The 12,667-nt window shown below is 33.3% G+C and carries 16 protein-coding genes; 7 read left to right on the top strand and 9 right to left on the bottom strand.

Annotation, left to right across the window (positions count from 1 at the left end; translation table 11 throughout):
- Positions 1–245: 245 nt before the first annotated feature.
- On the bottom strand, positions 246–482 hold the full coding sequence (locus RAH41_RS20355; RefSeq protein WP_216853911.1) for a YuzB family protein: 237 nt from the start codon (positions 480–482) through the stop codon (positions 246–248).
- A 196-nt stretch (positions 483–678) separates the two neighbouring features.
- Between RAH41_RS20355 and RAH41_RS20350 the strand changes: the two genes are divergently transcribed.
- On the top strand, positions 679–1,746 hold the full coding sequence (locus RAH41_RS20350; RefSeq protein ID WP_331225112.1) for an NAD(P)/FAD-dependent oxidoreductase: 1,068 nt from the start codon (positions 679–681) through the stop codon (positions 1,744–1,746).
- Positions 1,747–1,809: 63 nt separating this feature from the next.
- On the opposite strand, the gene RAH41_RS20345 is transcribed toward RAH41_RS20350, so the two are convergent.
- The 3 genes from RAH41_RS20345 to RAH41_RS20335 form a co-directional block, all read right to left on the bottom strand.
- Entirely contained in the window at positions 1,810–2,775 is a 966-nt protein-coding gene (locus tag RAH41_RS20345; protein ID WP_331225110.1) for an SPFH domain-containing protein, read from the bottom strand.
- Positions 2,776–2,790: 15 nt separating this feature from the next.
- A complete protein-coding gene (locus RAH41_RS20340; protein WP_331225108.1) occupies positions 2,791–3,210 on the bottom strand; it encodes an NfeD family protein in 420 nt (139 codons plus the stop codon).
- 238 nt (positions 3,211–3,448) lie between these two features.
- Positions 3,449–3,751 carry a DUF1462 family protein gene (locus tag RAH41_RS20335; protein WP_098232106.1) on the bottom strand — a complete coding sequence of 101 codons (303 nt, stop codon included), beginning with the start codon at positions 3,749–3,751 and terminating at the stop codon, positions 3,449–3,451.
- 122 nt (positions 3,752–3,873) lie between these two features.
- On the opposite strand from RAH41_RS20335, the gene RAH41_RS20330 reads away from it, so the two are divergent.
- Positions 3,874–4,101, top strand: a complete 228-nt coding sequence (locus RAH41_RS20330; RefSeq protein WP_025671774.1) for a NifU family protein — start codon at positions 3,874–3,876, stop codon at positions 4,099–4,101.
- 41 nt (positions 4,102–4,142) lie between these two features.
- On the opposite strand, the gene yutH is transcribed toward RAH41_RS20330, so the two are convergent.
- Complete coding sequence (gene yutH, locus RAH41_RS20325) at positions 4,143–5,141, bottom strand: spore coat putative kinase YutH (protein ID WP_331225150.1); 999 nt, start codon at positions 5,139–5,141, stop codon at positions 4,143–4,145.
- 634 nt (positions 5,142–5,775) lie between these two features.
- On the opposite strand from yutH, the gene RAH41_RS20320 reads away from it, so the two are divergent.
- Positions 5,776–6,297: a phosphatidylglycerophosphatase A gene (locus tag RAH41_RS20320; RefSeq protein ID WP_331225105.1), complete on the top strand. Its 522-nt coding sequence runs from the start codon at positions 5,776–5,778 to the stop codon at positions 6,295–6,297.
- A gap of 100 nt (positions 6,298–6,397) precedes the next feature.
- On the opposite strand, the gene RAH41_RS20315 is transcribed toward RAH41_RS20320, so the two are convergent.
- Both RAH41_RS20315 and RAH41_RS20310 read right to left on the bottom strand, forming a co-directional pair.
- Positions 6,398–7,168, bottom strand: a complete 771-nt coding sequence (locus RAH41_RS20315; protein ID WP_331225104.1) for a TIGR01457 family HAD-type hydrolase — start codon at positions 7,166–7,168, stop codon at positions 6,398–6,400.
- A gap of 86 nt (positions 7,169–7,254) precedes the next feature.
- Positions 7,255–7,704 carry a DUF86 domain-containing protein gene (locus RAH41_RS20310; protein WP_331225102.1) on the bottom strand — a complete coding sequence of 150 codons (450 nt, stop codon included), beginning with the start codon at positions 7,702–7,704 and terminating at the stop codon, positions 7,255–7,257.
- 149 nt (positions 7,705–7,853) lie between these two features.
- Here RAH41_RS20310 and glpX point away from each other — a divergent pair, with 149 nt between their 5' ends.
- Together glpX and RAH41_RS20300 are read left to right on the top strand one after the other, a co-directional pair.
- Positions 7,854–8,822 carry a class II fructose-bisphosphatase gene (glpX, locus tag RAH41_RS20305; RefSeq protein ID WP_331225099.1) on the top strand — a complete coding sequence of 323 codons (969 nt, stop codon included), beginning with the start codon at positions 7,854–7,856 and terminating at the stop codon, positions 8,820–8,822.
- Between the two features lie 15 nt (positions 8,823–8,837).
- Positions 8,838–9,107 carry a DUF3055 domain-containing protein gene (locus tag RAH41_RS20300; RefSeq protein WP_025672291.1) on the top strand — a complete coding sequence of 90 codons (270 nt, stop codon included), beginning with the start codon at positions 8,838–8,840 and terminating at the stop codon, positions 9,105–9,107.
- A 440-nt stretch (positions 9,108–9,547) separates the two neighbouring features.
- Here the strand turns inward: RAH41_RS20300 and RAH41_RS20295 are convergent, their stop codons facing one another.
- A complete protein-coding gene (locus RAH41_RS20295; RefSeq protein WP_056468720.1) occupies positions 9,548–9,823 on the bottom strand; it encodes a YutD family protein in 276 nt (91 codons plus the stop codon).
- 91 nt (positions 9,824–9,914) lie between these two features.
- On the opposite strand from RAH41_RS20295, the gene RAH41_RS20290 reads away from it, so the two are divergent.
- Positions 9,915–10,526 carry a YhcN/YlaJ family sporulation lipoprotein gene (locus tag RAH41_RS20290; protein WP_331225096.1) on the top strand — a complete coding sequence of 204 codons (612 nt, stop codon included), beginning with the start codon at positions 9,915–9,917 and terminating at the stop codon, positions 10,524–10,526.
- A gap of 36 nt (positions 10,527–10,562) precedes the next feature.
- Here the strand turns inward: RAH41_RS20290 and lipA are convergent, their stop codons facing one another.
- On the bottom strand, positions 10,563–11,447 hold the full coding sequence (lipA, locus tag RAH41_RS20285) for a lipoyl synthase (protein ID WP_331225094.1): 885 nt from the start codon (positions 11,445–11,447) through the stop codon (positions 10,563–10,565).
- Positions 11,448–11,632: 185 nt separating this feature from the next.
- On the opposite strand from lipA, the gene RAH41_RS20280 reads away from it, so the two are divergent.
- Positions 11,633–12,622 (top strand): M23 family metallopeptidase, encoded by a 990-nt coding sequence (locus RAH41_RS20280; protein WP_331225092.1) that lies wholly within the window; start codon positions 11,633–11,635, stop codon positions 12,620–12,622.
- The last annotated feature ends 45 nt before the right edge of the window (positions 12,623–12,667 follow it).

Genomic DNA, 12,667 nt, shown 5'->3' with positions numbered 1-12,667 from the left:
CATTTTAAGAGCTTCACTTAGGTGAATGCTCATTTTTTTGTTTTAATTTAGTTATTAATTAAAAATAGTGTACGTAATAAAAATAATTTTGGTTAAAGTAATCTATTTGAAGAATAGTAATAGTTGAATTATTTAAATTATGGAATGATCATCGAGGGATGTAAAACGGTTTATAAGGAAGAGAAAAATATTGTTGAAATAGCTCGAAATATAGAAAAAGCACTGTTAATTATTAACAGTGCTTCTTATATTAACATATTTTCTTCTAAGAAAATATAAATATTATCTACTAACTCGGTTGCCGTTTCTCCAGTAACTACTTCGCCTTCAACTAGTGCAAAAAGTGATAGACTACATTTTCCACAATATCCAAGGCAGCCATATTCTAGTATGTCTAGATTTGGATCACGTTCAAGCTGTTCTAAAGCTTTTTGTGCACCGTCTGATAGGTTTTTTATACAAAATTCGACTAATGGTCTCACTATTTTTCACTCCTTGCTCCTCATAAAGTTACTCTTTTTTTATCAAAACGTCAATCCTTTTGAGAATAAATGGAATGAGCTTTATTTTACTGAGTTAGGCGTTGTTATTTTAACATAAAATATATATAATATAATTGTCGAAAAATAGAAAAATTTTTTCATTCAACGCTAATAAAACAAAAGGGGAACATCAACTATGAAAAACCTCGTATTACTAGGTGCCGGATATGGAAATATTCGTGCTTTGTCACGTCTATTAACATCTGATTTACCTGAGGATGTTCATATCACATTGATTGATCGAAATTCTTTTCATTGCTTTAAAACTGAGTATTATGCATTAGTTGCAGGTACAGTTCCAGAGCAACACATTAGAATACCATTACCAACTCATGAAAAATTAAAGGTTGTATATGGCGATATTACTACAATTGATACGGCAAACAAGAAAGTAGAATTAAGCAATGGAAAATCAGTTTCTTATGATGATTTAATTATCGGTTTAGGTTGTGAGGATAAATACCATAATGTACCTGGTGCACCGGAACATACTTATAGTATTCAAACAATTGAAAAAACAAGAAACGCTTATGAAAATGTAAATAGTCTACCTCCTAATTCAGTAATCGGTGTTGTAGGTGCTGGTTTAAGTGGTGTAGAAGTAGCTAGTGAATTAAGAGAAAGTAGAAGCGATTTACAAATATTACTTTTTGATCGTGGAAGCCGAATTTTATCAATGTTTCCAGAAAAACTTAGTTATTATGTACAAAACTGGTTTATTGAGCACGATGTTAAAATTGTTAGCAATTCGAACATTACAAAAGTTGAGAAAAATACTTTATTTAACCATGATGATGAAATTCATTGTGACGCTGTTATTTGGACAGCGGGAATTCAACCTGTTGAAGTTGTTCGCAATTTAGATGTAGAAAAAGACAATACAGGAAGAATCGTTGTAACGAAATATCATCACATCCCAAACGATGAGCATGTTTATGTAGTTGGAGATTGTGCATCATTACCATATGCACCTTCTGCACAGCTTGCGGAAGCTCAAGCAGAACAAATCGTTATGGTCTTACAAAAAAAATGGAAAGGTGAAGACCTTCCAGAAGAAATGCCTAAAATTAAATTAAAAGGTATTATGGGATCATTAGGTAAAAAACATGGTTTTGGACTATTCAATGAACGCCCATTAATCGGCCGTGTTCCAAGATTAATAAAGTCTGGAATCTTATGGATGTATAAATACCATAATGGTTGAGTAACTTTTTAGCTATACTTAAATGATAAAAATCCCCTTAACATGATTGCTAAGGGGATTTTTTTATTCTGTTTTATCAGATTTAATAACTTCTTTTACACTTTCAACCATCCCTAAAAGCTTTGTTGCGTCTGTCGGAATAACAAGTTTTGAAGCATGACCGTAAGCTACTTTTTCTAACGCTTCCATTGAACGCAATTGAACCATTTCTTTAGTCGGCTCTGCATTTCTCCAAACATCTAACACAAGTTGCTCCCCTTTAGCTTTCGCTTCAGCAAGTTTAATAATTGCTTCTGCTTCCCCTTCAGCGCGTAAAATTTGAGAATCTTTATCTCCTCGTGCTTTTTCAACTTGGCTTAAACGTTCCCCTTCTGCTTCAAGAATTTTTGATTGCTTTTCCCCTTCTGCTTTCAGGATTTTTGATTCTTTTTCACCTTGTGCATTTAATACTTTTTCGCGACGTGTACGTTCTGCTTGCATTTGTCTTTCCATCGCATTTTGAATATCAATAGGTGGAATAATATTTCGGATTTCTACACGATTAACTTTCATTCCCCATTTATCGGTTGCTTGGTCTAGAATTGCACGGAGTTTATTATTAACTGTATCACGACTTGTTAAAGTTTCATCTAAATCTAATTCACCTATTAAGTTACGTAAAGTAGTAGCAGTCAAATTAGAAATTGCAGACAGTGGATTAGCAATTTCGTATTCATGACGCACAACATCAGTTACTTGATAAAAGACAACTGAGTCTACTTGGATACTAACATTATCTTTTGTAATCATTGATTGCGGTGGAAAATCTACGACAGTCTCACGTAATGTTTTTTTACTAGCCACACGTTCAACAAACGGCATTACAACGTGTATTCCACTCTCTAATTTACGATGGAATTTCCCTAAACGTTCTACTAGATATACTTCAGATTGTCTAACAATACGAATACTTGATAACAAAAGTAACACAACAAATAAAACAATAATTCCAATAATAATTGGACCAACCATCGAACTTACATCAGACATAGCATTTCTCCTCAATTAGTTATTTTTCACGTATAAAGTTGCACCTTCTATTTTTGTTACAATTACCTTTTTATTTAAAAATAATGGTTCAGTAGAACGGATTGTCCATTCATCACCATAAACTTTAGTCGTCCCTACTGTATCATCATTAATTTCAACAGAAGCTACTACGACCTCTTTACCAACTAAAGCATATACTCCATTTTCTATCGTTTTATGCTGGTGGATTCTTCTTGCAAATTTCTTTGTACTAAGCCACAAAATTAATGCACTAATAATAAAAACAATAAAAGTAAAGGTGTTTGATCCTGTTAAATAATTTACAACTGATGCTAGAATACTGGCAATACCAATCCACAAGAATACAAAGGTTAACGAAAACATTTCGATAATAATTAATAAAACTCCAATTACAAATAAACTGATCGCAACCATTCCACCCCTCCTCCCAATCCTATATATATGCCATAAATTGTAATTTATTTATTTTATAATTCTATTCTATCATGTAAAACTTTAGCATTTTACATAAAATAGTGAATTTTATTAAAACTTTTTAATTTTTTTGGAAAAGAGTCAATTACTCAAACGCACAATCAGAACGGAACAAAAAAAAATCTATCATCAAAAAAACCCCTTACATTTTGTATTTTTTGTAAGGAGTTGTAATTCTTTATAGTTCAATAGCGTTATAAACATCTTTTAATTTTGGATTACCTTCACCAACAACATTTCCATTTACTAATACTACTGGATAGAAAAATTCATCATTTCTAACTCGTTTTGCAAAATCTTCTTTTTCATTATTCTCTACATTAAATATATCAATGTATTGAAAATCAAAGGCTAAGTCAGGATATTTTCTTTGAAGTGCAGCTTGAAGCCATTCAAACGTTTCAATTGATGATGGCATTCCTACACAACTTGCACATATTACTTCAGCTCCAAAAACTTCCACTAAAATTTTATTACTCATTTTCTCCTCCTAGCATACAATAAAGGTGTGTCCAAAAATAATTTCAAACACACAAAGTACTCTGTAATAGATTTTTTCCTCTTAACTGATTATAATAAAATTAGTGAAAGGAGTCGATATGAATGGACATGAAAGAACAAGTACAAGAAGTTTTAGATAAATTAAGACCGTTTTTACTACGTGATGGTGGAGACGTTGATTTAGTTGATATTGAAGATGGTATTGTTAAACTTCGCCTTTTAGGCGCATGTGGCAGTTGCCCAAGTTCAACTATTACATTAAAAGCTGGTATTGAGCGAGCTTTATTAGAAGAAGTACCTGGTGTAATTGAGGTAGAGCAAGTATTCTAATCTGTTTTCAATACGAAAGAGAGGGTTTAAAACCCTCTCTTTTATTTTAGCCATTTAACTTCTCGGATCCCTAACTTAGCAGTTGGTAGTCCGATTAAATCATAAAATCCACCTAAAAATGATTCAAACTCACTAGTATTTTCAAGATAATTAACTAACTTACGCTCATACCTTTTCCGCTCCGCATCGCTCCTTGCCAAATAATATCCTTCAATTGTTTCAAAATAGTGTACAGGAAAAAGAAGTCTTGCAAATAACAAACGCCACGCAAAAGTAGATAATGGACTTTTCTTTTCATACCCATAAAAAAATGACAGGATTTTCTTTTGATAATGATCAGGATTCTCTAAATATTCATCTCTAACCCATTCCGCAAGATCTCTGCTTGGATGATCGTAAATCCATTCAATCGGTACTTTCGCAAAATGAATTTCTTTCTGTCTTCGTTCAGTCATTTTTTGATGACAAATTGTTGCTGCATCAACAACTTGGGGAGTATCATCTAGTTCAGTATCTACAACATATTGAATCGCATTTTCAGTCATTCCGAGATAATAAGGAAAAGATTCAATAAATATTTGTTCGAAAAAATTTTCGGGATGACTATTCACTTTACTTTGCCAAAATCTTTCTAATTGCTCTAAACGTTTTTCCCATAAATTCTTCCATTTGCCAATCCTATTTAATCTTTTCAATTCATCTGAATATTTTTTCCCTCTTAAATGAAAAATCGCAAGTTCTTCACCATTATTATTACTGCGTTCATTTTGTCTGTTACTCTTAAATAAAGAATAATTATTTCCATCAATCTTACTCACATAGTACCCTTGAACGTTTTGAACAAAGGTTGCGACCGATTGATCTCCGGTTGAGCTCATAAAATCACTTAAACTCTTCATTTCCTGCAAATCATCTTCTTTTAAATTTCCAATGGGTGCAAGAAAGTACACCCTATTCCGCTGCCAAAACATGTAATATGACTGTACTTGAAGTAATTCAGCTGGTTGAATTTGATAATGAGTAAACATGTCTTGAATGATGTTTTGGTTGCGAATAAACATCATCACTCACATCCTTCTTATAACTACTTAATTAATATATATGTCACAAATCTAAAAACCTGTACCCTACTTTTTCACTTTCTATCTATAAACCCGAATGGCCATACACAAAAAGGGAGAAAATGACGTAGTATATACGAAATGTGGAAGCGAGTTGGTCAGCCCCGACAAGCATAAGACAAAGGCCAAAAAAAGTCGCTTTTTACCTTTATTGGCATTTGGCTTATGACCTCGAGGGGCTACTCGCTGGAACTAGACATCACGAAATGTGGAAGCGAGTTGGTCAGCCCCGACAAGCATAAGACAAAGGCCAAAAAAGGTCGCTTTTTACCTTTATTGGCATTTGGCTTATGACCTCGAGGGGCTACTCGCTGGAACTAGATCACGAAATGTGGAAGTGAGTTGGTCAGCCCCGACAAGCATGGACTTAACAATTTTTTCCTATGTTTTAACTTTTTTATAAAGGGGAATTTTGTTCGATATCGAATCATATATAATTAATCCTCTTATTTCTTAAAAATAATTTTTAGAAAAAGTTTTAATTATTTTATGAAATCTCCATTTTAGTTATTTTTATAGTAATTAAATCAATCGATAAGGAAAAGGTGATGAAATGGAATATTTAAATCACGATTTAGAAAAGACTGCATTATCGCTATTAGAAAAAAGAGGTGTTACGCTCGATGATATTGCTGATTTAGTTTATTTTTTACAAAATAAATATCATGAAAATTTATCTAAAGAAGAGTGTAAACACAATGTTGAGAGAGTCTTGACAAAACGTGAGATACAAAATGCCATCATTACTGGTATTGAATTAGATATTTTGGCAGAGCAAAATAAACTACAGGAGCCATTGTTGGCTATTATCAAAAAAGATGAAGGCCTTTATGGAATTGATGAAATTATTGCCTTATCGATCGTAAATGTATATGGTTCAATTGGATTCACAAATTACGGTTACATCGATAAATTAAAACCTGGAATTTTAGAAAGATTAAACGATAAATCTACAGGCTTAGTAAATACATTTTTAGATGATATTGTTGGTGCGATTGCAGCTGCTGCATCTAGCCGTCTTGCTCATCGTGCTGCACATAAAAAAGCCGATCAAATTAAACCTAAAGATGAATAAAAAAAAGTGGTCTCATAAGACTTATCCATTTGAGACCACTTTTCTATTTGAATGAACACAAAAAACCCACAAGTAAATTAATTACTAGCGGGGTTTTTCCTTAAATATATTTAATCCACTCTTCTAATGAGTCAACTGAATAAGTTGGCTGCGTTTCGTAATTTGACAACATATCCCTTGTCGTCACACCAGTATGAACAATCAATGTGTCAACACCGGTATTAATCCCAGCCATTATGTCTGTATCATAATAATCACCAATCATTAAAGTATCCTCTTTTGCAACACCAAGAACTTTTAATGCTTGTTCCATAATAATTGATTCAGGTTTCCCAATAAAAATTGGTTTTACTGTAGTAGATACTGTAATAACAGATGTAAGTGACCCATTTCCAGGTAATAAACCTCTTTCGGTCGGAATTGCTATGTCGCCATTAGTAGAAATAAATGTCGCGCCATTTCTTACAGCTATACAAGCCTTTGCTAATTTCTCATAATTAATACTACGGTCTAAACCACTAATTACAAAATCAGGATTTTCATCTGTAATTGTTAAGCCGACTTCCTCTAAGGCATATTGTAAGCCCTCTTCACCGATCATATAAACAGTGGCATCTGCCTTTTGTTCTTTTATATAATTTGCTGTGGCATTACTTGTTGTAAAGACCTGTTCTTTTGTAGTTGGAATATTAAAGGAATTAAGTTTATCAGCAACTTGTTCCGGTCTACGTGTAGAATTATTCGTTACAAAAAGATATGGAATATTTTTATCCTTCAGAGCTTTTATAAAAAGACTAGCTTCCTCAATTTGCTCCTCGCCACGATACATAGTTCCATCTAGATCAATTAAATATCCTTTGTATTGTTTCATATTGCCACTCCTTACTAGTCAGGCTGTTCTCTTGGTAAGACAAGAAAAACAGCATTAGAATCAAATTTCAATTAGAAAAATTAAGATTATTTTTCCTCATCACTACTAAAAGCATTAATTACTCCAAGTTCTTTATCAAGAAAAGCTTGAACGGCAACCGGGAATTCCTTATATGCTTCGATATTTTCGCTTAATGTTGTCACTATTTTTTCTGTAATTGAAGATGTGTAATCTTGTAATAAATGCTTTCGAATTGGAATTAATTTTTTGATCGATACTCCAGTTGAAGCAGTAATAACTTTTTCATCCATTAGAATATCAACAATGTCATCATAACTTCCTGGGTCCCTCATAATAAAGCCATCAATCATTGTATTTCCAATATCTAACATACTGTCAATTAAAAGATGTATCATTCTTTCCAAAGCTAATTCTTCTATTTTATTTTTTGGATGGCTGTTTGACGCATAAAATTCTAGCATTGAATTTAAAATTTCAATTCGATCTAATATGTTTTGACGATTTACAAAGTACATATGTACACTTCCTTCTCAATTCTATCTTCTACATTTTATGGACTTATATTTATTTTATAGCTAAATTCGAAAAAAATCGACAAATGAAAGCGTTTCTTACCGAATTTTGTTATATTATATAGGTGAATATTTTTCTGGGGGTTGAATTTTTGGAGCGTGAATTAGCACTTGAGATTGTAAGAGTTACTGAAGCAGCTGCTCTTGCTTCTGCTCATTGGATGGGACGCGGTAAGAAAAATGAAGCTGATGACGCTGCTACTTCTGCAATGCGTTCGATGTTTGATTCAGTAAATATGGCAGGTACTGTAGTAATTGGTGAAGGTGAACTCGATGAGGCACCAATGCTTTATATTGGAGAAAAGTTAGGTACTGGTAATGGACCAGAAGTAGACATTGCAGTTGATCCTCTAGAAGGGACAAATATCCTTGCAAAAGGCCATGCAAATGCAATGGCGGTAATCGCTATTTCTGATAAAGGTAACTTATTACATGCACCTGACATGTATATGGAAAAAATAGCTGTAGGTCCCCGTGCTGCTGGTAAAATATCATTAGATGATCCGATTGAAAAAACGATCGATATTATTGCTGAAGCAAACAATAAACGTGTACATGATTTAACGGTAATTGTCCAAGAACGTCCTCGTCATGAGGAAATGATTGAACGAATTCGTGAAAAAGGTGCTCGCGTTAAACTATTTGGTGATGGAGATGTTGGTGCTGTTATAGCTACCGCATTACCTCATACCGGAATCGATCTCTTTGTAGGTATTGGTGGCGCACCAGAAGGAGTTATAGCCGCTGCAGCGATAAAAGCCCTTGGCGGTGACATGCAAGCCCGATTAGTACCAATGAATAAAGAAGAAGAACTACGTTGTATGGATATGGGCCTTAAAGACCCAAGACAATTATTAACATTAAATGATTTAGTAAAAGGTGACGATGCAATTTTTGCTGCTACAGGTGTTACTTCAGGTGAATTACTTGAAGGAGTTACTTTCTTAGGTGGAGACCTAATCGAAACTCATTCAATTGTAATGAGAAGTAAAACGAAAACTGTGCGACATATAAAAGCACATCACCATTTAGAATACAAGCCAAATCTTATTTTAGTATAATGGAGGAATAAAAAAATGTCAGAACGTTTTTTCTTATATGATGACACGATTCAAGCAAAGACTCGTTTTGTAAGCTTTATGGGAGAAGAGCAAAGACATGATCTTGCTTTAGTATATTCTGATCGTCATTATGGCAAAGTTATGATTATGGATATGCAAAGTAATCGATTTGCAATTATCGGTTCAGATGATTTAAAAGAAGAAGGTTACTTAGAATTTGCTTTCGGAATTTCTGAAGAAAAGGCAGCCGAATTATTAGATTTTCTTAGTGAAATTATTTTCTAATTTTTCGAATCCTGTGGATAAATAATTTATTTTTACTAAATAATCTGAAAAAAAGTGGATAACTAAAAAGTTGTCCACTTTTTTTGTGATTAAGTCTTTAGTTATTCACATTTCTGTTGAAAGATTCAAACTTATCCACAAGGTTTTTATTCTTTCAAAAAATCAAAAAATATTTTGTCCACATAATTTGTTTATGTAAGAATCAAACATCTTTCAATAAAAAATCAGTGCTCACCTTTAAAACAAAAAAAAATGAGGTTTCCCCCATTTTCAATGTAAAAACATTATTCTAAAACATAATTTTCAGACTGATTGCAAGCGTTTGTCATTATTTGCGCGAAGCCTGATGAGGTGGAATTACCCAAAACGGTAATGAGCATCGCAAAAAAGTGAAGAAAGCGCGTTGGCGGGTAGTCTGAAAAGTTGGGTTTCCCCATCAATTAATTTTTTACTTTCTTAACGACAAAATATTTACACCCAAAATTACAATACTCATAAATATATTCACGTAATGTACTTATTTTTGAATCATATGGAACATTTTTTTGAGAATCATCAAAAAATCCTCTAAGTCTTAGTTGCTCATAGCCCCAATCCCCAACAATGTAATCATACTTTGAAAGGATTTCTGCATATCTCGCTTTAAAGGCTTCTTCATTGAATCCTTCACGGTAATCTTCAACTACTTCATAGCAAATATTCTGTATGCAAACCATTTTGTATTCTCCTTCCTTTTACTCCCATAAATATGTAACAAATATTTTGGCATACTAATTTTACATTGATTATTAAAAGGTGGTATTTAATATGCGCAAATATTTAGTTTGTTTATTAACCTTATTTTTATTAACTGGATGTTCATTCGGTCCAAGTCATTCGAGACAGTTCGATTATAAGGATGTAACATATAAAAATGAACATCGATCTAATCCAACACCAAAACAATTAAATACAAAGCCCATGGATTTAGGCGATGTAAATGCTAAAATGTCAAATAACTCTTACAAAGATTATGGCTTTTCTAGACTACAAAAGCAAGATGTTTTAGGTAAAGATGGGGAATATACTTTAACAATTGATAAACAAGAAGTGTCAAAATTCATTTCTTATTTAGTTGTAAAGCTTCCTGATATAAACGATGCAGCTACACTAGTTACAGACCAGGAAGTATTCATTGCTTATAAATCAGATGGGAATAAATCATTAGCTAGAAAACAGGTTGAAAAAACTGCTCAATCTGCACTTCCTACTTACTATCATATCTTTACTTCTAATTCGTTACAAAATATTAATAATATTGAGGAACTAAATAAATATGGTCAGCTTAATGATGGACAATTAGAACAAAAAATTAAAGATCTAGCCCAAGGTTTTGATGTAGATAAACAAAGTATGCATTTTGATCAGATGTCAAAATAAAAATAAAAGCACTAGCATAGGGCTAGTGCTTTTTTATTACGCTTGTTTAGCAGCTTCTACTTGTTCGTCAGCATGATATGATGAACGAACTAGAGGACCAGCCTCACAGTGTGAGAACCCTTTTCCTAAAGCAATTTCTTTTAGGGCTGCAAACTCGTCAGGAGTATAGTATTTTTTAACAGATAAATGAGTTTTCGTTGGTTGTAAATATTGACCTAATGTAATGATATTTACACCTGCAGCACGTAAATCATCCATTGCTTCGTAAATTTGTTCGTTTGTTTCACCTAATCCAAGCATAATGCTTGATTTTGTAGGGATGCTAGGATTAATTTCCTTTGCTCTACGTAAAAATTCAAGTGATCTTTCATACGTAGCTCTTGCACGAACACGTGGAGTTAACTCTCTAACTGTTTCAATATTATGGTTCATAATATCTGGTTTTGCATCCATTAGCATTTTAAGGTTTTCAAATTTCCCACCCATATCAGAAGGTAAAACTTCAATTGTTGTAAATGGATTTGCTTTTCTAACTTCTCTAACAGTTTCTGCAAATACAGCTGCTCCACCGTCTCTTAAGTCATCACGAGCAACCGCTGTAATAACAACGTGTTTTAAGTTCATTTGTGTGACAGATTCAGCAACTCGAACTGGTTCTTGTAGATCAAGTTCAGTTGGTAAACCAGTTTTAACTGCACAAAAACGACATGCACGAGTACAAACCGCACCTAAGATCATGAAAGTAGCTGTTTTTCTAACTGCCCAACATTCATGGATATTTGGACAACGAGCTTCCTCACAAACAGTGTGAAGATTTTTAGATCGCATCATTTTCTTTAGTTCTGTGTAAGATTCATTTGTGTTTAATTTTATTTTTAGCCACTCAGGCTTTCTCAAATATTCTTCTTTTTTTGGTGCCATTTGAAATTCCTCCAACGTTTTTTCGTTTACGACATATTTCATTTTCTCTTCCAATAGTTTATATATTACTACATTTTTCGCAGATATGAAAAACTTTCGTTTGATAATCCCTATTATCCTATAATTTCCATTTATGAAAGTCGCTCCTTTAACCAAACTATAGATGTAAATCAATTTAAAGGATGATGGTTTTGAAAAAAATAATTGTACTTTTTTGTATGGTGGTTATCTTCATAATGCCATCATTTACAAATGCAGAAGAAATTAATCAAGCACAGCTTGATAAAGAACGAATGGCATTATATAAAAAAGGTGAAACACTAACCTTTATCCCTTGGTATTACTTTGCAGCGATAGATACTTATGAACGAAATGTACGTAGTGTTAGGAACGATATACCTAAACGTGAAAATGGAGTCCTTTCGATCTATATTAAACCAGAGGATTGGAGCGGGGTATCAAATCCAGTTAAGAAAGACACATACGTTCCTACTATCCATTTATTTAGCGGCATTGGTTTAGATGGAAATAATGATGGAAAAGCTTCTTTAGAAGATGATGAGGATATTCTGTACACTTTCATTCATCGATTGCATTTCTACGGCCCATCTAGACAATACATTCGAATGATGCTATGGGATTACTACCAAAGAGCAATAACCGTTGATATTATCGACGAATACGCTAGTATATATCAATATTACGGAAAATTAAATATAGAAGGTAATGCTTTCCCATTACCAATTCGCAGTACACATAGTTATCGTAGTACATGGGGGGCACCTCGAAGCTTTGGTGGACGAAGAGTTCATGAAGGGACAGATATTTTTGCAAATTATGGGACTCCTGTAAGATCTACATGCTATGGAGTAATTGAGACAAAGGGCTGGAATCGAATTGGAGGTTGGAGAATCGGAATTCGAGACTTATCTAATAATTATCATTACTATGCCCATCTTGGTGGGTTTAACAAAGACCTTCAAAGAGGGCAAGTAGTAGAGCCTGGAACACTTATTGGCTATGTTGGAAGTACTGGATATGGACCTCCAGGGACATCAGGAAAATTCCCTCCACATTTGCATTATGGTATTTACAAAGACAATGGATATTCAGAATGGTCTTTTGATCCTTATCCTAAATTACGTCTTTGGGAGCGTCAGGATAGAAGCAAATAAACAAAACTAACCGATTGGCGCAGAATTTAGGTAAATTAAAAAACA

Origin of the sequence: Gottfriedia acidiceleris, from assembly GCF_036421055.1 — a bacterium.
In the GTDB taxonomy this organism is placed as follows: domain Bacteria; phylum Bacillota; class Bacilli; order Bacillales; family Bacillaceae_G; genus Gottfriedia; species Gottfriedia acidiceleris_C.
Note: the sequence above shows the minus strand (reverse complement) of the source record. Positions and strands in the feature narration are given on the sequence as shown.